Here is a 16,814-nt window from a genome sequence, read left to right on the forward strand (position 1 = left end):
GCGGCTGCCGCCACCGACCGGGCGATACTTAAGACCTGACTTGCGCAACATGCTAGTGGTCTGGCCCGACGCCGGGTACTGAAAGACACAAGATGCCGACTCGCCATGGTGCAGGCACTAACACACCGCCCCATGGCCGTTCGACGGCGCCATCTCACCGCCATTCATGGCGGAAGGTCGAAAATGCAGGCGCATTTTTTGACCCTGGCGCCAACGAGCGGTATGGCCACGTCCTTTCATTGCCCCGGTTGCCGGAGCAGCCTTTATCATGCGCGAGTGGAAGCTCCTTGTGTTTACCAACAACAGGAGAAGTAACAGTGTCTTTGATTAATATGGAAATGAACGGAGGGGTACAATAATGACCGCTCTCTTATCTGCAGGGATCTTGTTTACCTTCGCGGCCATCGCGCTCATCCTCTACAAATGGGGCAATATCCGCTGTATCGGGGTGACCCCGGTACGCACCTTCACCTTTATCGCCATTCTCTTTACCTCGGGGCTGGATGTGGGACTGATCATGTTCCCGCTCACCGAGTTCGCCGGCTATGCAGATCTGGCCGCCAGTCCGGAATACGGCTTCAGCAATCCGCTGGCCATCGAATTTGGCTTCTGGGGCTTCCTGATCTGGGGCTTCTACTTTCTCACCTGCTTCTACTTCTGTGTGATCGAACCCAGAGTCGGTTTCTTCGAATTGCCGCTGGTCAAGCTTATCAACAACATGGTGATCATCGGCACCTGTGCCTTTACCGCCTTCCTGCTGCTGAGCAACCTGCCCTGGTACATTCCGGGCATCGGCGACGGTGAAACCGTGGTCGGCAGTTTTTACCTGATAGTGCTGCTGGTGATTGCCGCCTCTATCTATTCCAGCACCAGCCTGCGCTACGTGAAAATACTGAGTCTGGGCACCAGCTGGCTGTTTATCGGCCTGATTGCCGCCATGTGGGGCAGCGCCTTCCTCGGTACCGGCGATATCGGGGAGTTCGCCGGCAACTTCGCCCTGCTGGGCGACTATTTCGGTAACATTCACCGCTTCGTGCTGCCGATCAACGACTACCACGAGTTTTATCTGTTCTGGTGGTTTTCCTGGAGCATCATGATCGGCCAGTTTACCGCCCGCTTCGTGGGGGGTCTGCGCACCTGGCAGCTGCTGGCCGCCATGCTGGTCTTTCCGTCCTTCGCCATCGCCATCTGGTTCAGCGTGCTCTATTACTTCCACCTCAACGAGCTGAGCACCGCCGGTTTCTTCAACTGGGCCATGGTCATCGTGGGTATCACCATGGTCATCAACTCGCTCGACTCTCTGGTGCGGCTCTATACCGACAACCTCAATCTGTCGGTCTCCCGTCTGGGCAAGACACGCTATTTTGCCGGTAACCTGGCGGCGCTGTGTGGCCTGACCCTGCTGTTCAAGCTCGACTTCCTGGAAATCCAGTGGGTCGGCGCCCTGGTGATCGGCCTGTTCTTCGCCTGTGCCGGTTACATCCTGCGGTACAAACGCGCCGAGGTGTTGTCGATAGAAGGCTCACCCAAAGCCAACCGTGTCGATTACCGCAAACTCGAGTGGGTCAGCTGATAACGGCCCCCTGTCCATGAGGCAGAACATCATCACACAACAACACGGCACCCTCGGGTGCCGTGTTGTCATTCAGAGCCCAGCCGTCAGGGCTTGATGCATTGTGCCAGCAGCCGGGCAAAGAAATCGCTGCCCTTGCGGCGGGCAAAGTGGATATTGCGCTCGGGAATGGACTCGGGGTCGTCATAATCCGCCAGGGCTCTTTCCATGCTGGCTTCGCGAATGATGTGCAGCGTGGGATAGGGAGAGCGGTTGGTGTAGTTGGCGGCGTCATCCTGAGGCTCGCCGTCGAAGCAATAGTCGGGATGAAAGCTGGCCAGCTGGTATTTGCCCTCGAAGCCCTGCTCGAACAGCCGCTCGTTGGCCAGGTCGACCAGGTCCAGATAGGCATAGAAACCTTCGAAACCACGGGGAAGGATCATCAGGGTGGTTTCCACCTCCGGCTGCTCATCCAGCAGACGACACTCGGCCAGCAGCGCCTGCAGTACCGCCGCCGGCTTGTGCGCCTCGAGCGCCACATAGCGAATGCTGGCACGCTCCACTTCCCGCCGGGCGAAGGGGCAGAGGTTGTATTTCATGATCACCTGCTTCACCCAGTTTGCGGTGTGCTCTATGTACTGCGCTTGTTCTGACTGTTCTGACATGACTCATTTCTCTTCTGTTTCTACTCACCGCCGGAAGGCTCATCCGCCTGACCGCGGCCATGGTAAGCCATCTTCGGGGCCGGGAGATATTACTGATAAAGCCGGCCATTGTGTTTCAGCCAGCCGCCCGGGTGACGCCCCCTGGGATCGTGATGGGTCCAGTGCACCACGCCACCCTTGTCGTTCCATTCATACTCGCCGTAAAACGCCACCGTATCGCCCACTTTCAGGCCATCGATGCGCGGCGCCAGATCGATGTTATGGGCAATCAGCAGGGTCTGGCCGCTCGGCAATGCCAGCAGAAAACGCTGATGGCGAGAGCCCTTGTTGTCATCCGCCAGCAGGCGGCTCACCCGGCCACGGCCCTCCACCTGCACGTCGCTCTGCCGGTTTTGATAGGCCAGCGCGAGCGGGTCTGCGGCAGCCTGCTCGGTCGACAGCAAAGAAAAAAACGATGGATTCTGGGTCAGGGTGCCGGCAAGGCCGAGGCCGACCAGCAGGGCAATAAGCAGTTTTTTCATCGGTGTTTCAACCTCGTCACTTTCAATCTCGTCACAGGGGTCATGTTATTCGCGGGTAAAGACCAGATCCGCATAATAACCGACCGCGCGGCTGTTGCTGTTATCCGCGTCGGTCATGATGGCCACGGCGTCGATATAACGGAAATCCTTGCCGAACAGCCGCCGCAAATCCGCCTTCAGGTTGCGTTTTTCCGTTACCCAGCCACCGTCGCCCTGCCCGTTGCGCAGCGCCAGCATCATCGCCTTGTCGCCGGTAAACGGGTTGTCCCAGCTGCGATCGGTCGCTATCTGCTGCGACCACACATAGCTGACCGCCCGGGTACTGAGAAAGGTCCAGCCGTCACGCACCACTATGTAGACCCGCACCGCGAAATCATCGCCCGCCTTGGCCTGCTCGTCCTCTACCGTCGGAAACTGCTCCACCCGCCACCTCCAGCTCAGCCAGGGGGTGCGGTTCAGATCTATCTTCTGCTCATAGAACAGACCGGAGGCCGCCCCCTTGCTGGCGGCCTTCAGCACCTGCCGCTGCAGTTGCGGGTCGAACACCAGCCGGTAATCGGTATGGCCGGCAAAGCTTTTTTGCTCCCAGCCGAGTATGTCGGCCGGAGTAAAGGTGAGCGCCCGGACCGGCCCGGCGGACAGCCAGGCCCCCAGTAATACCATGATAAGCAGACGAGGTGACATTATGGCTCCCGGTAGTGGTGTATTCAGCCAGTATAGATGCAGCGGGCTAACCCCAGCGCCCCCACCACAGGGCGACCGGCAGGGTCAGGTTTGCCAGCACCGTGAGCCAGAACACCAGCCGGAACGACGGCTTGCGCGACTTGTGCCGCAGCCAGTGCCTGGCCAACCAGGCGCCGGGCCAGCCGCCGAGCAGGGCCAGCAGATGCAGGTTGCGCTCGCGTACCCGCCAGTGGCCGTGAATGGCGGCCCGCTTGTCCCACCAGTACACGCCAAAGGTGATCAGGCTGAGCACCAGGTACCACAGCGCCAGCCCCATATAGACCCGGATCATGCCTCTTGTTCCTGCACCCGTTGCTGCTGTTGCAGCCGCCACAGCTGGGCATAACGCCCCTCTTTTGCCAATAGCTGCTCGTGGCTGCCCTGCTCGACGATACGGCCCTGATCCATCACCAGAATATGGTCCGCATCCACTATGGTCGACAACCGGTGGGCGATGACCAGGCTGGTCTGGCCACGGGACACCTCGCGAATGGTCTGCAGTATGTGCCGCTCCGCGCGGCTGTCGAGGGAGGAAGTCGCCTCGTCGAACACCAGAATGGGCGGTCGCTTGAGAATGGTACGGGCGATGGCCACCCGCTGCTTTTCGCCACCGCTGAGCTTGAGGCCACGCTCGCCCACCAGGGTATTGTGCCCGTCCGGCAGTTGGGCGATGAAGTCATCCAGGTGCGCCAGCCGGATGGCCTCCTGCACTTCCTCTTCGCTGGCCTCGATACGCCCGTAGCGGATGTTGTCGTGGATGGAAGCGTTAAACAGCACCGTGTCTTGCGGCACTATGCCGATGGCCCGGCGCAACGAGTCCTGAGTGACGGTGCGAATATCCTGGCCGTCGATCAGTACCGCGCCCTCACCCACCTCGTAAAAGCGGAACAGCAGCTTGACCAGGGTCGACTTGCCCGAACCGCTGGCGCCCACCACCGCCACCTTTTGCCGGGGCCGCACCTGAAAGCTGACTCCTTCCAGAATGTGCCTGTCCGGACCGTAGCCGAAGCTCACCTCGCGAAACTCGATCTCGCCCCGGCTGATGACCAACGCCTGGGCATCGGGGGCATCGCTGATGGCCGGCGTCCGGCGCAGCAGATCGAACATCCGCTCCACATTGGCCATGGAGCCCTTCATTTCCCGATAGACGAAACCGAGAAAGTTGAGCGGCATGAACAGCTGCATCATGAAGGCGTTGATCAGCACGAAGTCACCCAGGGTCATGGTGCCGGCCACCACGTTGCGTCCGGCCAGTACCATCATTACCGTCATCGCCAGGGCGATGATCAGCGCCTGGCCGCCGTTGAGCGCAAACAGCGTCAACCGGTTCTTGCGCCGCGCCTGCTCCCATTGGGCCAGATCCTGGTCGTAGCGCTCGGCTTCAAAACCTTCGTTGGTGAAGTATTTCACCGTCTCGAAGTTGAGCAGGCTGTCCACCGCCCGGGAGTTGCTCTGGGAGTCCGCCTGATTGGCGGCCCGCACGTAGCCGGTGCGCCAGTCGGTGGCCACCACCGACCAGGCCACATACAACACCACCGCCGTCAGGGTGATGAGCGCAAACCACACCGAATAGTTGACCAGCAACACCCCCACCACCAGGGCAATCTCGAACAGGGTCGGCACTATGTTGAACACCATGAAACGCAGCAAAAAGCTGACCCCCGACACGCCCCGCTCGATGTCCCGCGACAAGCCGCCGGTGCTGCGATTGAGATGAAAGCCCAACTCCAGCCGGTGCAGATGGTTGAACACCGCCAGCCCGATGCGGCGCATGGCCCGCTCTGTGACCCGGCCAAACAGGGTGTCGCGGATCTCGCCGAACAGAACGTTGGCAAAACGCACCGTGCCATAGGCCAGCAGCAGCCCCAGCGGCAGAGTCAGCACCGGGTTGCTGCCGGTGTCCATGGCATCGACGATATGCTTGAGTACGAAGGGCAGGCCCACACTGGCGAGCTTGGCCGCCACCAGACAGCACAGGGCCAGAAACACCCGGCCACGATATTCGAGCAGATAGGGCAGCAGGGTGCGCAGCGTCTGCCAGTTGAAGGAGGCGTCTTCCACCTCGGGATGATAGGAACCGTGTCGCATGAACCAGCCTGTTAGAACGGAACGAGAATAAACTCATCATACTCCGTCCGGCGGAGTGTGGCCGAATGCTTCAGTTGAAACCGCTTTGGTGTAAGCTGGGTCAGAGTCATCATCGGGAGAAAAACCATGGAACGGGTGCCAAAAAACAGCATCTACAGCCTGCAACTGGATGGCGAGGGTGGCATGCTGCCGCTACCGGCGGGCTCCCCGCTGCCGGCAGCGGAACCGGCCTGGGTGCACCTGGATTACGGTCAGCCGGATACGGAGCTGTGGCTGCTGAATACCACACTGCTGAACGACAGCGCCCGCGAGGCACTGCTCGGTCAGAGCAGCAGGCCCAAACTGGTGCGCAATGGTGAAAACCTGCTGCTGATACTGCGCGGTATCAACCACAACACCAACGACCGGCCGGAAGAAATGGTGGCGCTGCGTATTTTCATCAGCCCCCGGCTGATCCTCAGTAGTCGCCGCCGCCCGCTGCTGTCGGAGCAGGATGTCTATCAGCAACTGGCAGGCCAGGGTGGCCCCGTGAATCCTGCCGACTGGCTGGTGGAAATCTGCGATGCGCTCACCGACAGAGCCGGCGAATTTGTGGAAGCGCTGCACGATCAAATCCTGGAGCTGGAAGAAGCGGTACTGGAAGGCGACATGCCCGCCAGCGGTCAGCTGGGCCGTATTCGCAAGCAGCTGATCATGATCCGTCGTTATCTGTCACCCCAGCGGGATCTGGTGGCGCGGCTGGCCAGCGAGAAAATCGGCTGGCTGGACGACGACGATCGCCGCCGGTTGCTGGACATTGCCGACCGGCTACGCCGCTGGCTGGACGATCTGGACGCAGGCGTGGCCCGTACCGCCGTGCTGGCGGACGAAATCAACAACATCATGACCGAAGCCACCAACCGCCGCGCCTATCAGATGTCGATCATGGCGCTGCTGTTTTTGCCCGCCAGCTTTCTCACCGGTCTGTTTGGCATCAACCTGGGCGGCATGCCCGGTGCCGACAACCCGCTCGCCTTCTGGACTTTCTGTCTGCTCCTTACCGGGCTGGGTGTGGGGCTGGGCATCTGGCTCAGGCTGCGCCGCTGGTGGTAGCCGTGGACTCCCCCAGGGTGAGCACTCTGTCCGCCACCTTGTTCACCAGCGCCGCCTCGTGGCTCACCAGCAGCAGGGCGCAGCCCCGCTCCCGGGCCAGATCGGTCAGCAATTTAATGGTCTGCTGCTGGGTCACCAGATCCAGCCGCGAAGTGGGCTCGTCGGCAAACAGCAACACCGGCTCCAGCAGCAGAATGCGCAAAATCGCCAGCCGTTGCAGCTCACCCCCCGATACCTCCCGGGGCAGGCGCTCCAGCAGATCCGCCGACAACCCCAGGCGGGGCAGCAGCCGCTGCACCTCGGCCCAGTCCTTCTTGTGCAGCCGCACGAGATCCCGCAGGCTCTGACCCAGACTGCAGTAAGGGGCAAAGGCGGCGGGCGGATCCTGATAGAGCTTCTGGTAGCGGGTACGGGGCAGGCTGGCATCGCGCCATACAGTGCCGGCATCGGGCTCCAGCACGCCCAGGCAAATGCTGCCCAGGGTGCTCTTGCCGCAGCCGCTCGGGCCCACCACGCCCATGATCTCGCCGGCGTTCAGCTCAAAGGAAACATCACTGAACAGGCTGAGACCGCCCCGGGACTTGGCCAACCCTGCCACTTTCAGCACACGGGCACCGGGGCCGGCCGGCGCCAGGGCCGGCCAGGCATCGGGCTCCGCCGCCAGCAGGGCCCGGCCATAGTCGCTCACCGGCGCCTTGAGCACCTCTTCTGCCGGGCCGGATTCCAACACCTCGCCATTGCGTACTATCATCACCTCTCCGCCAAGCTGGCGGGCCACGGCAATGTCATGGGTAATGGTCAACAAGCCGCCACCCGCCTCGGCCACCTGCCTGAGCAGGCCGGTCACCTGATCCCGGCTGCCGGCATCCAGGCCCTTGGTGGGCTCGTCGGCAATCACGATATCGGCGCCGCCTGTACTGGCGGCGGCAAAGGCCAGCCGCTGCATCATGCCGCCCGAGAGCTGGCCCGGCAGCCGATCCAGGGCATGGCCCAGGCCAAGCCGGTTCAGATCCTCTCCGGCCAGCTGCCGGGCTTGAGGCCAGTCCTTGTTTGCCAGATAGCGATAGCCCTCGGCCACCTGTTCCACCGCCTTCATGGTGGGATCCAGCGCCAGCCAGGGCTCTTGCGGCAGCATGGCGAGCTTCCGGCCCCACAGCCGACGACGGGCGGCTGGAGCCAGGCCGCTGAGTTCCTCACCCCGCAGCCAGAGCCGCCCCCGGGCCTGCAGCCCTGCCGGCAGGTTGCCCATGATTGCCTGGGCAATCAGGCTCTTGCCGGAGCCGGTTTCTCCCAGCAGGGTCAGCGGCCGTCCGGCGGTGAGGGTAAACGACAGCGGCCGCACTATGCCGGGCACCGCCAGTTGCTGTGCTTTCAGCAATTCGGTCATGGTTTGCGGCCTCCCGCCAGCAGGTTAAGGGCCAGCACCAGCAGGAACACCGCCGCTATGGGTTGCAGCAGGATCCAGGGGGCCTCGTGGTAATAGGGCAACAGCTCGGTCATCATCAGGCCCAGCTCGGCGGTGGGCGGCCGCAGCCCCACACTGACAAAACCCAGGGCGGCAATGGCCAGAATGGCGGTGGCGGCGCCAAAGGCACCCAGGGTCAGCACCACCGGCGCCAGCGCCGGCCACAGGTGACGCCGCACTATATAGCCGGGGCCAAAGCCCAGCAGGCGTGAGGCCTCGATTTGCGGCGACGCCATCAGGGTGCGGGTGGTCAGGCGCACCACGCGAAAATATTCAATCCACAGCACCAGGGAAATGCCCACATACAGGGTCCAGAAGTTGCCCGGCGCCAGCGCCACCAGCAGCAGCACCAGCAAGAGCCCGGGCAGGGCCAGCAGGGTGTCGGCCAGCACGCCCAGCGCCCGGTCCACCCAGCCGCCACGCCAGCCGGCGAGCACGCCCAGCAGCACGCCGGGCACGGCGGCGGTGACCACGCCCAGCAACGACAGGCCCAGAGACAACTGCACCGCCGAGCTCATGCGGGCCAGCATACTGCGGCCCAGGTGATCGGTGCCCAACAGTTCGGTTGCTCCCGGTGCGGCCAGAATGCGGCTGTAATTCTGCTTTACCGGATCCAGTTCCATCACCAGCGGCAACACAAAGCCAAACAGGGCCAGGGCCAGCAACAGGCCCGTACCCCAGCGCTGACGGGTGTTCAGCCACCGGCGGCCACCGGCTTGAGCCGCCGGGGCAGTCAGGGTCGTAGCCTGGGTCATGCTTCTCTCCTTCTCGGATCGATACGGTGGCACAACAGGTCCACCAGGGCGTTCAACAGCACAAACATCAGCCCCAGCACCAGGGCGGTACCCTGGATCATGGGCACGTCCCGCGCCACGATGGCGTGCACCAGAGCATGGCCGATGCCGGGCCAGGCAAACAGGGTTTCCACCACCACTACGCCTTCAATCAGATACACCAGTTGCATGGCCTGATGGGCCAGCACCGGCACCGCCACGTTACGCAGGCCATGGCGCATAAACACCCGGCCCCCGCTCAACCCCTTGGTGCGGCCAAAGGCGTAATAGGCGGAGCCGGCCACGCCCTGCATGGCGTTGCGACTCACCCGGCAGGCCACCGCCGCCAGCCCCAGGGCCAGGGTCAGCGCCGGCAGCAGGGTGTGGGCGGCGGTGCCATGGCCGGCGGCGGGCAGCCAGCCCAGCTGTACCGCCAGCAACATCACCAGCAAAATGCCGATCACAAACTGGGGCAGGGCCCGCAGCACGGTAGCCAGCACCAGAGTCAGCCGGTCGAGCCGGCCGCCAGGCCTGAGCCCGGCCAGGATGCCGAGCGGCGGCCCCAGCAACAGCGACAGGCCCACCGCGGCCGCGGCCAGTTTGAAGGAGTGGCCCAGTTGGTGACGCAATTCCTCAATGACAGGGTCGCCGCTCACCAGGGAGTTGCCCAGATCGAGTCGCAGCAGATCCCACAGCCACTGGCCCAGGGCCTGCCAGGCGGGCAGGCCCAGTCCCAGCTCGGCCTGCACCGCGGCGGCAGCGGCCGCGTTCACATGGTCATAACCATAACGGCCGGCGGCAATGCGAAAGGCCATGTCGCCGGGCAACGCCTGGGTGAGCACAAAGGTCAACACGCCCACCATCAGCGCCACCAGCACCGCCTGCATCAGCCGATAGCTTAATACCGGTATCACTGGGCCCACCTCATGTCGCTCACCCGATAGCTGCGCTCGAAGGGATCCATGCTGAAGCCCTCAACCTGTTTGGATACGGCGGCGGTTTGCTGATACCAGGCCACGGGGATCACCGGCAGCTGCTCCTGCAAAATGGTGGCGGCCTCACGGCGCAATTCGGCGGTATCCTGTTCCTGAGTGGCGGTCAGCAGTTGCTGCAAAATCTCGCCCAGACGCTCGGAATGCCAGTTCATCGCGCCCCAGTCGCCGCCCTTCGGCCCAAAGTCCTGCAGCAGGGTGCCCAGAGGGTCAGGCACCAGGGCAAAATTGCGGGCCATCAGCCCCAGCTCCAGGGTGCCGTCTCTGTGGCCGGCGGGAATTTCACTGGAGTTGGCCACGTTCACCGCCAACTCCACCCCCAGCTCCCGCCACTGATCCTGAATGGCGGTGGCCAGCAGGGGCAGCTCGGGCCGGTCTGAGAAGGTGGTCAGGGTCAGTTTAAAGGGCGTGCCGTTGCGGCTGAGCATGCCCTCGCCGTCTGCTTGCCAGCCCAGCCCCGCCAGCAGGGCCCTGGCCTGTTCCAGATCCCGCTCGGCCCCGCTCACCTGGCTCAGGTGCCAGTCGGTCATGGACGGCGGAAACAACTGGCCGGCGCCGGCCTCGGGGGTGCGCAGCAGGGCTGCGGCCATGCCGGTGCGTTCCAGCGCCAGGCTCAGGGCACGCCGTGCCTCGGGCTCGGCCAGAAAGGGATGTCCGGCGTTCACCTTGAGGGTCACGGTGCGGGGAATGGCCACGGCCTGCACCGCGAGTTTGGGATTGCGCTGCAACCGGGCCTTGCTTGCCGGATCCAGGGTGAAGACGACGTCGGCATCGCCGCTTTCCGCCATCAGCGCCCGGGTCTCGCCCCGACCGGCGGCGAGGTAGCTGAGTCGCTCGATGGCGGGCGCCTCGCCCCAATAGTCTTTAAAGACGGTGGCAGTGAGTTTCTGCGGCATCTGCAGTTGATCGATGCGATAGGGGCCGGTACCGATCACCTGGGTGGCTTCGCCTGCCTCGTTGTAGGAAGCCGGTGCCAGTATCTGGGCCGAACTGTGCGCCAGCAGCGCCGGCAACGGCGCAAAGGGACTGTTCAGGCGGATCAGCACGGCATCACCCTCGGCGGTCATGCTTGCTATCGGCGCCTCGCTCAACATGCCGGGCTTGGCCAGGGCCAGTTGCAGCGCCTGTACCGCGGCCTCGGCACCGAACAGGCTGCCATCGTGAAAACGCACGCCCTGGCGCAGGGAAAAGCGCCAGCTCAGCCGATCGTCGGAGACGATCCAACTCTCGGCAAGGCCGGCCCTGGCTGGCCCTGATCATCCACTTCGATCAGGGTTTCGCCGATTTGCAGCCGGGTGTAAACATAACCGGCCTTGGCGGGGTCGGTACTGCCGATCTCCCAGGGCGCGACAATATCGAGCACACCTTCGGTAGCATAAGAACACCCGGCGGCGGCCAGCAGGCCGACACCGAGCAGGGAATGGCGCAATTGCTTCATGAGGAAATAGCCTGGATCAAGAATGGGAAAAACCGAAAGGTTATAATATAACATAACAATTGGTGTCAACGGGTTTCCTGGCCACAAGCCCCATCCAGAGTGTGCTGTTCAGATATTGAAAAACGGCGCCCGAAGGCGCCGTCTTGACGATGACAAGGCAGAACCGAGCGCGGTGCTGCCTCTGGGTGGCTGGCGGTGCCAGCCTGCTATCAGGCGGCCAGCGGTGTGATCCGCACCTGGGCGATACGGAAGTCGGCCACTTCGATCACCTCGAAACGCAAGTCTTCACGCTCGAACACGGCGCCGGATTCCGGCAGCTGACCGCTCCAGGCCAGCAGCATGCCGGCCAGGGTGGCATATTCGTCATCCGGATCCACCAGCCCCCGGCGCGACAGCACCTGCTCCAGATAATGCAGATCGGTGCTGCCCTTGACCAGCCAGCCGTTCTCTTCAATCAGCACTTCCGGATCTTCATCTTCATCCAGAAACTCGCCGACAATGGCTTCCAGCACATCGTGGGGCGTGACCAGGCCCTGCACGGTGCCGAATTCATCGTTGACCAGCACCACGTTGCCACGGGCATCGCGCAAGATGTTGAGCAGACGGATCACGCTGATACTGTCCGGCACTATCATGGGCTCGTTGCCTTCCGCCAGCTCGGTCAGGGTCTTGCCTTCTTTCAGACCGGCCATCAGGTCCTTGGCGCGCACCACCCCCAGCAGGTTGTCCAGCTCGCCATCGCACACCGGAAACTGGCTGTGGGACGATGCCATCAGCTCGGCCACCAGCTCTTCCCGGCTGTCGGATATATCCAGCCAGGCAATGTCGGCACGCGGTGTCATCACGGTACGGATGGAACGCTCGGCCAGCGACAACACGCCGCTGATCATGTTGCGTTCTTCCTCTGCAAAACCCTGCTCCCGGGTTTTTTCCTGGGTCTGTTCCGGTTCATCCTGATCGTGGTCTTTACCCCCCATCAGCCGGAAAATGGCGGCCGTGGTGCGCTCGCGCAGGGGCTGACGAGCTTCTTCCTTGGCTGAATTTCGCTGGGCCAGCTGGTTCAGGAACTCGATCAGAATCGAGAAACCAATGGCCGCATACAGATAGCCCTTGGGAATATGGAAGCCGAAGCCTTCCGCCACCAGGCTGAAACCGATCATCAGCAGGAAGCTCAGACACAGCACCACCACGGTGGGGTGGGCGTTGACGAAGTCGGTCAGGGATTTGGAAGCCGCCAGCATCACTATCATCGCCACCACCACGGCGATCATCATCACCGGCAGGCTGTCCACCATGCCCACGGCGGTAATGATAGAGTCAAGTGAGAACACCGCATCCAGCACCAGGATCTGGGCAATCACCACGCCGAAGCCGGCATAAACGGTGCTGGTTTCTTCCTCTCCCATCTTGCCTTCCAGCCGCTCGTGCAGCTCGGTGGTGGCTTTGAACAACAGGAAGAGACCACCGGCCATCAGGATCAGATCCCGTCCCGAAAAGCTCAGTTCACCCAGGGAGATCAGCGGCGTGGTCAGGGTCACCAGCCAGGACACCACACTCAGCAGACCCAGACGCATGAACAAGGCCAGCGACAGGCCGATGATCCGCGCCTTGTCGCGCTGGTGAGGCGGCAGTTTCTTGACCAGAATGGCGATAAAGACCAGGTTGTCGATACCCAGCACGATTTCCAGAATCACCAGCGTCAGCAAGCCCGCCCAAATAGACGGATCCATCAGGAATTCCATGATTTACCTCTTAATAGGATGTCGATGAATGCAGATCAGCGAATAGCACGGGCCAGGCCGGCAAAATCAGTATAGCCGGGGCAGCAGACAAATCCGGATGGGGTGGCGAACGCCGGGGACAGCAAAAAACAGGGGGGAAGTGAAGATTCAGAACTCTGTTGCAAGCAACTTCGCGAGCAATCCATATGATACACCGGCGATTGACCGGACCTCTTGGTTAAAATGAGCTCATATCATAATCATTACGTCGCTTTTGACCAATAAAAATAACGACGGCGAACCATTTGCGACTCATACGGATACAAAATTTGGGCCCAAGGATGTCGCCCAGGCGGATGCGCAGGACGTTTGTGCCCTTGGGCATGATCGATTGAGCAACCACCGAGTTTACGCTGCCCGGCGTTCGATGTTCTCTGTTTGGCTTTGACCTCCGGCGTATCCGTTGACGGCGAACAGGACGAGTTGCGGTATCATGCTTTTTTTGCCCATTACCTTGTCATGAAGGCGCTACCGGCTTGCTCCGTCGGCAATAGCGCAACTCTATGCCTATCGCTCACCACACAGGCTACACCCTGCAGAGAACCTTTCTGCCCAGAATCAAGTAAGCTTTCCACCTGTGGCCTGCACATTGACTCAAACTGGTTTTTAACATTTCGAACCTGAAAAAATGCCATACTCGACGGCCAGAAATACAGGGGATTCTGACGTTCGGTATGACATTGATTGTTCTATTAATGCAGATTTTCCATATCCTCCGGGCGGTAAACCCGGCCGTGGAACGCAATGTAAACACCCGGGTTCAAGCACTGGGCGGCCATTATCGCAGAACCTAAATTGAATCCTGCGTCATTCGGAGAAAAACCTTCTAACGGAATCATAGAGCCAGTAAAAACAACAACTTGATTATGGTTATCCGGTAACAGCTCCTGTAAATGACGGGCACTTGAAAACATGGTGAAGGTACCGTGCGTCACAACATGCTGCTGATACGGGCTTTGCATTATTGTTTCCGACACACTCTTTATATCTTCCGGTGTTATTTCACGACTGTCCTTCATACAAAGCTCTGTGAATGCAATTTTTTCCTTTTCGATCCCAATGTATCTGTCGAGGAATTGATCGAGCACGCTCTTTTCGTGAGGTACAGTCGTGCACTTGTCTGTATCATAACGAGAATCAATGGTGCCACCAGTAATAACCAGTTGTATTTTGCAGTTTCCTGTCGGGTTCATAATTCAACCTTGATATAATTCGGTCTATTTCTAGATATCAACTTTGTTTATATATTGCCCCTGAAACAGGGGCAATCATCATTCAACGACTCTATTAACTCGCCTTTTCTTCCATCAACAGATTTGTTTCATTGTCACTTGTATTTTTATTGTTGTATTCGCAACCCCATCCAGTAACAATCGAAAACACCATTACTGTCAACAGGAACCATGCATAGAGCACATAGGGTGTTAGTTCAAGGGGAGAAATGCTAGGCACACCCTCAAAGCTTTCTGCCGCTTGCTGTGACAGGCTTGCAGCCAACAGCAAGGCAGCCGACCAGGGAAGGGAATAAACCAAAGTACATGCCAGGTTACCAATGACATTGGCTCGACGGTGTGGATGAACGCCAAACTTCTCACCCATGGGCTTCGCAAAGGAAAGGCCAACCGCCAGAATGGCGGGTGCATTGATACTCATCAGGGCAGAAAGAATCAAAGCCAGCATACCAGAAATCATTTCGTATACTCGAGCCGTCTTCACATTTTTGAAGGTTTCCAGCAGTCGCTGACTGCCACCACCATCCAGCATCATCTGGATACCGGCAGATAAAAGCAAGACCAGTATACACAAGTCCGCCATCCAGCCAGATACACCTCGAAGGAGCAAACCATTTTCGACCGAGATGATGTTACCAACCGTATTTAAACCCGTAACAACAGAAACAAAAGAACCAAGTAGAATTCCAACGATTGTTGCAAAGACAATATCGCCTTTCTTAATCGCCGTATAGATGGTGGCAATCGCAGGGATCAGCATCCATAACCCACGAGGATCCATCATTTCAGCTATTTTTTCCATAGGGACCGCTGTGGAACTGACATTACCAGAACTTGCCAGAACCCACATGGTTATGACTGTTAAAACCGAAGCCGGAATAACGTATCTGACCCTGTGTTTAACGACTCCACCAATATCGGTATTCTGGGATGTTGCTGCAGAAATAGTTGTGTCTGAAATCGGTGCCAAGTTATCACCAAAAGCCCCGCCGCCCACAATGGCACCTGCCAATATCAGAGGGTCGGCCCCTAATAGCACACCTGCAGGATACAACATCCCCATTCCCGCCGTTATCGTACCAAATCCTGTACCGGCAGCCGTTGCAAACAACGCACTGGCAAAGAAGGTGATAATTATAAAGCTGGTCCCTGTGGTGCCAGTGTGATAGGCAGCCCACAATATGCCGTCAACCAGACCAGAATCTCTGAGTACAGTCGCGAAAATGCCGGCAAATATCCAACATGCCACAGGTGCAATTGCGGTTTCAGAACTCATACCTTTAAAAAAGGTTTTACCGAAAATGGCTTTATCTTTAGCAACCAGAAAGCTCAAGAGCAAACCTATTATTGCACCCACCCACATACCCTGGATAGTTGCGACTCCAAACTCGTAGCCACATGAATCGCAACGACAACAAATACCATTATTGGCAGGAAGGAAACCCAAGGGCCTCCATAAAACTCTAATTTTTTATTTTCAATCATCTTCGTCTCCTTCTCCTTAAGGAATGTTTAGGGTCAGACTTAGTTGACCATATTTTCAGATGTGGATAAATTTCGTAGGTTAACTCACATCCGTCATAACCTTCACAGAAAGTGCTTCACTTTACGAAGGGCAGAAGGTAACATCGATATGCATCGGTATTTTTAGGAGAAGTCAGACATGGGGTTAGGTCAAAATTTAAAGTATCTTTGCTCTTTTCAGCATTCAATCGCGAGTGTATGCAGAGAAATATCCATTAACCGTCAACAGTTTAATCGTTACTTACGGGGAGAGAACCACCCTCGCGGGTATAACTTAAGACGAATTTGTGACTACTTTAATGTAACGGAAGCTCAGCTAAAGCTTTCTCATAAAGAGTTCAAGGAAAGCTACAACTCTGACTCCCCTTCCGGCATTGAATATAACCCTGTAGACTCCGCATTAAAAACTTTAAATCAAAAAAGTGTTAGCCATCTTGAGAAATACCTTGGGTATTACTACGAGTATTATTACTCAATGTCCTCTCCATCACATATATTACGCGGACTGATTTGCCTTAAAAGAACAGGTGACTCCGTATACTACGAACGCTTTGAACGACTGATCGACAATAAAGAAAAAGGACAGACGAGTTATTGCCACTATAAGGGCTTAGCACTGTTTTTAAACGAACGAATATTCATGGTGGACTACGAAAGCATCACCAATAATGAAATTGTAGAAATCATTCTCTTCCCTAGTTTCAAGCAGAGAGTGTCATTACTTGAAGGTACACTGATGGGTGTATCCGCCAATCCCTCCCGCCAACCACTCACGCGTCATATAGTATTGGAATACATTGGTTCGGATGTCAGCCTGAAAAGCAAGTTAAAAAGCTGCTATCTATATTCACCAGATTCCGATCTTATTCCAGAAAGCATAAAGTCTCGATTGCCAGCGCCACTTGAATGAAAATAGAGTAGAAACACACGCATGACCAGTACTAAAAACCTCTGGGCGCTTTCTGGAG

At 58.7% G+C, this 16,814-nt stretch carries 16 protein-coding genes; 3 read left to right on the forward strand and 13 right to left on the reverse strand.

The annotated features are described in order from the left end of the window. Window positions 1-358 precede the first annotated feature (358 nt). On the forward strand, window positions 359-1,573 hold the full coding sequence (locus BFR47_RS15480; protein WP_071473901.1) for a choline transporter: 1,215 nt from the start codon (window positions 359-361) through the stop codon (window positions 1,571-1,573). Window positions 1,574-1,659: 86 nt separating this feature from the next. On the opposite strand, the gene BFR47_RS15485 is transcribed toward BFR47_RS15480, so the two are convergent. From BFR47_RS15485 to BFR47_RS15505, 5 genes are all read right to left on the reverse strand, one after another. Then, window positions 1,660-2,217: a DUF1415 domain-containing protein gene (locus tag BFR47_RS15485; protein WP_071473902.1), complete on the reverse strand. Its 558-nt coding sequence runs from the start codon at window positions 2,215-2,217 to the stop codon at window positions 1,660-1,662. 89 nt (window positions 2,218-2,306) lie between these two features. Further along, window positions 2,307-2,738, reverse strand: coding sequence for a DUF3465 domain-containing protein (locus BFR47_RS15490; protein ID WP_083399181.1), 432 nt, complete (start codon window positions 2,736-2,738; stop codon window positions 2,307-2,309). Window positions 2,739-2,783: 45 nt separating this feature from the next. Further along, complete coding sequence (locus BFR47_RS15495; protein WP_071473903.1) at window positions 2,784-3,422, reverse strand: DUF3047 domain-containing protein; 639 nt, start codon at window positions 3,420-3,422, stop codon at window positions 2,784-2,786. 46 nt (window positions 3,423-3,468) lie between these two features. Continuing rightward, a complete protein-coding gene (locus BFR47_RS15500) occupies window positions 3,469-3,753 on the reverse strand; it encodes a DUF1294 domain-containing protein (RefSeq protein WP_071473904.1) in 285 nt (94 codons plus the stop codon). Beyond that, on the reverse strand, window positions 3,750-5,549 hold the full coding sequence (locus BFR47_RS15505; protein ID WP_071473905.1) for an ABCB family ABC transporter ATP-binding protein/permease: 1,800 nt from the start codon (window positions 5,547-5,549) through the stop codon (window positions 3,750-3,752). Before BFR47_RS15505 ends, BFR47_RS15500 begins: the two co-directional genes overlap by 4 nt. Before the next feature lie 126 nt (window positions 5,550-5,675). On the opposite strand from BFR47_RS15505, the gene zntB reads away from it, so the two are divergent. Further along, window positions 5,676-6,641: a zinc transporter ZntB gene (gene zntB / locus BFR47_RS15510; RefSeq protein ID WP_071473906.1), complete on the forward strand. Its 966-nt coding sequence runs from the start codon at window positions 5,676-5,678 to the stop codon at window positions 6,639-6,641. Here the strand turns inward: zntB and BFR47_RS15515 are convergent. The 8 genes from BFR47_RS15515 to BFR47_RS15545 all read right to left on the reverse strand — a co-directional run bounded on the left by BFR47_RS15515 (window position 6,619) and on the right by BFR47_RS15545 (window position 15,685). Further along, window positions 6,619-8,028, reverse strand: a complete 1,410-nt coding sequence (locus tag BFR47_RS15515; protein ID WP_071473907.1) for an ABC transporter ATP-binding protein — start codon at window positions 8,026-8,028, stop codon at window positions 6,619-6,621. The two genes, zntB and BFR47_RS15515, sit on opposite strands and share 23 nt — an antisense overlap. Continuing rightward, a complete protein-coding gene (locus tag BFR47_RS15520) occupies window positions 8,025-8,861 on the reverse strand; it encodes an ABC transporter permease (RefSeq protein ID WP_071473908.1) in 837 nt (278 codons plus the stop codon). Before BFR47_RS15520 ends, BFR47_RS15515 begins: the two co-directional genes overlap by 4 nt. Continuing rightward, the gene (locus BFR47_RS15525) at window positions 8,858-9,793 is read right to left on the reverse strand and encodes an ABC transporter permease (protein ID WP_071473909.1); all 936 of its coding nucleotides are present in this window, start codon (window positions 9,791-9,793) and stop codon (window positions 8,858-8,860) included. The genes BFR47_RS15520 and BFR47_RS15525 overlap by 4 nt, the downstream gene beginning before the upstream one ends. After that, window positions 9,790-11,091 (reverse strand): ABC transporter substrate-binding protein, encoded by a 1,302-nt coding sequence (locus BFR47_RS15530; protein WP_342713642.1) that lies wholly within the window; start codon window positions 11,089-11,091, stop codon window positions 9,790-9,792. Before BFR47_RS15530 ends, BFR47_RS15525 begins: the two co-directional genes overlap by 4 nt. After that, complete coding sequence (locus BFR47_RS18850) at window positions 11,070-11,309, reverse strand: hypothetical protein (RefSeq protein ID WP_245748959.1); 240 nt, start codon at window positions 11,307-11,309, stop codon at window positions 11,070-11,072. Before BFR47_RS18850 ends, BFR47_RS15530 begins: the two co-directional genes overlap by 22 nt. Before the next feature lie 209 nt (window positions 11,310-11,518). Further along, window positions 11,519-13,051, reverse strand: coding sequence for a TerC family protein (locus BFR47_RS15535; RefSeq protein WP_071473910.1), 1,533 nt, complete (start codon window positions 13,049-13,051; stop codon window positions 11,519-11,521). A gap of 731 nt (window positions 13,052-13,782) precedes the next feature. Further along, a complete protein-coding gene (locus tag BFR47_RS15540; RefSeq protein WP_071473911.1) occupies window positions 13,783-14,283 on the reverse strand; it encodes an asparaginase domain-containing protein in 501 nt (166 codons plus the stop codon). Window positions 14,284-14,377: 94 nt separating this feature from the next. After that, window positions 14,378-15,685 carry a Na+/H+ antiporter NhaC family protein gene (locus BFR47_RS15545; protein ID WP_071473912.1) on the reverse strand — a complete coding sequence of 436 codons (1,308 nt, stop codon included), beginning with the start codon at window positions 15,683-15,685 and terminating at the stop codon, window positions 14,378-14,380. 300 nt (window positions 15,686-15,985) lie between these two features. On the opposite strand from BFR47_RS15545, the gene BFR47_RS17865 reads away from it, so the two are divergent. Beyond that, complete coding sequence (locus tag BFR47_RS17865; RefSeq protein ID WP_139215206.1) at window positions 15,986-16,756, forward strand: helix-turn-helix domain-containing protein; 771 nt, start codon at window positions 15,986-15,988, stop codon at window positions 16,754-16,756. Window positions 16,757-16,814: the final 58 nt, after the last annotated feature.

The organism is Oceanisphaera psychrotolerans (assembly GCF_001870485.1).
Taxonomy (GTDB): Bacteria; Pseudomonadota; Gammaproteobacteria; order Enterobacterales; family Aeromonadaceae; genus Oceanimonas; species Oceanimonas psychrotolerans.

Coding starts and splice junctions, on each gene's coding strand:
- BFR47_RS15480 (WP_071473901.1), top strand. CDS start 359: ATGACCGCTCTCTTATCTGCAGGGATCTTGTTTACCTTCGCGGCCATC.
- BFR47_RS15485 (WP_071473902.1), bottom strand. CDS start 2,217: ATGTCAGAACAGTCAGAACAAGCGCAGTACATAGAGCACACCGCAAAC.
- BFR47_RS15490 (WP_083399181.1), bottom strand. CDS start 2,738: ATGAAAAAACTGCTTATTGCCCTGCTGGTCGGCCTCGGCCTTGCCGGC.
- BFR47_RS15495 (WP_071473903.1), bottom strand. CDS start 3,422: ATGTCACCTCGTCTGCTTATCATGGTATTACTGGGGGCCTGGCTGTCC.
- BFR47_RS15500 (WP_071473904.1), bottom strand. CDS start 3,753: ATGATCCGGGTCTATATGGGGCTGGCGCTGTGGTACCTGGTGCTCAGC.
- BFR47_RS15505 (WP_071473905.1), bottom strand. CDS start 5,549: ATGCGACACGGTTCCTATCATCCCGAGGTGGAAGACGCCTCCTTCAAC.
- zntB (WP_071473906.1), top strand. CDS start 5,676: ATGGAACGGGTGCCAAAAAACAGCATCTACAGCCTGCAACTGGATGGC.
- BFR47_RS15515 (WP_071473907.1), bottom strand. CDS start 8,028: ATGACCGAATTGCTGAAAGCACAGCAACTGGCGGTGCCCGGCATAGTG.
- BFR47_RS15520 (WP_071473908.1), bottom strand. CDS start 8,861: ATGACCCAGGCTACGACCCTGACTGCCCCGGCGGCTCAAGCCGGTGGC.
- BFR47_RS18850 (WP_245748959.1), bottom strand. CDS start 11,309: ATGAAGCAATTGCGCCATTCCCTGCTCGGTGTCGGCCTGCTGGCCGCC.
- BFR47_RS15535 (WP_071473910.1), bottom strand. CDS start 13,051: ATGGAATTCCTGATGGATCCGTCTATTTGGGCGGGCTTGCTGACGCTG.
- BFR47_RS15540 (WP_071473911.1), bottom strand. CDS start 14,283: ATGAACCCGACAGGAAACTGCAAAATACAACTGGTTATTACTGGTGGC.
- BFR47_RS15545 (WP_071473912.1), bottom strand. CDS start 15,685: ATGTGGGTGGGTGCAATAATAGGTTTGCTCTTGAGCTTTCTGGTTGCT.
- BFR47_RS17865 (WP_139215206.1), top strand. CDS start 15,986: ATGGGGTTAGGTCAAAATTTAAAGTATCTTTGCTCTTTTCAGCATTCA.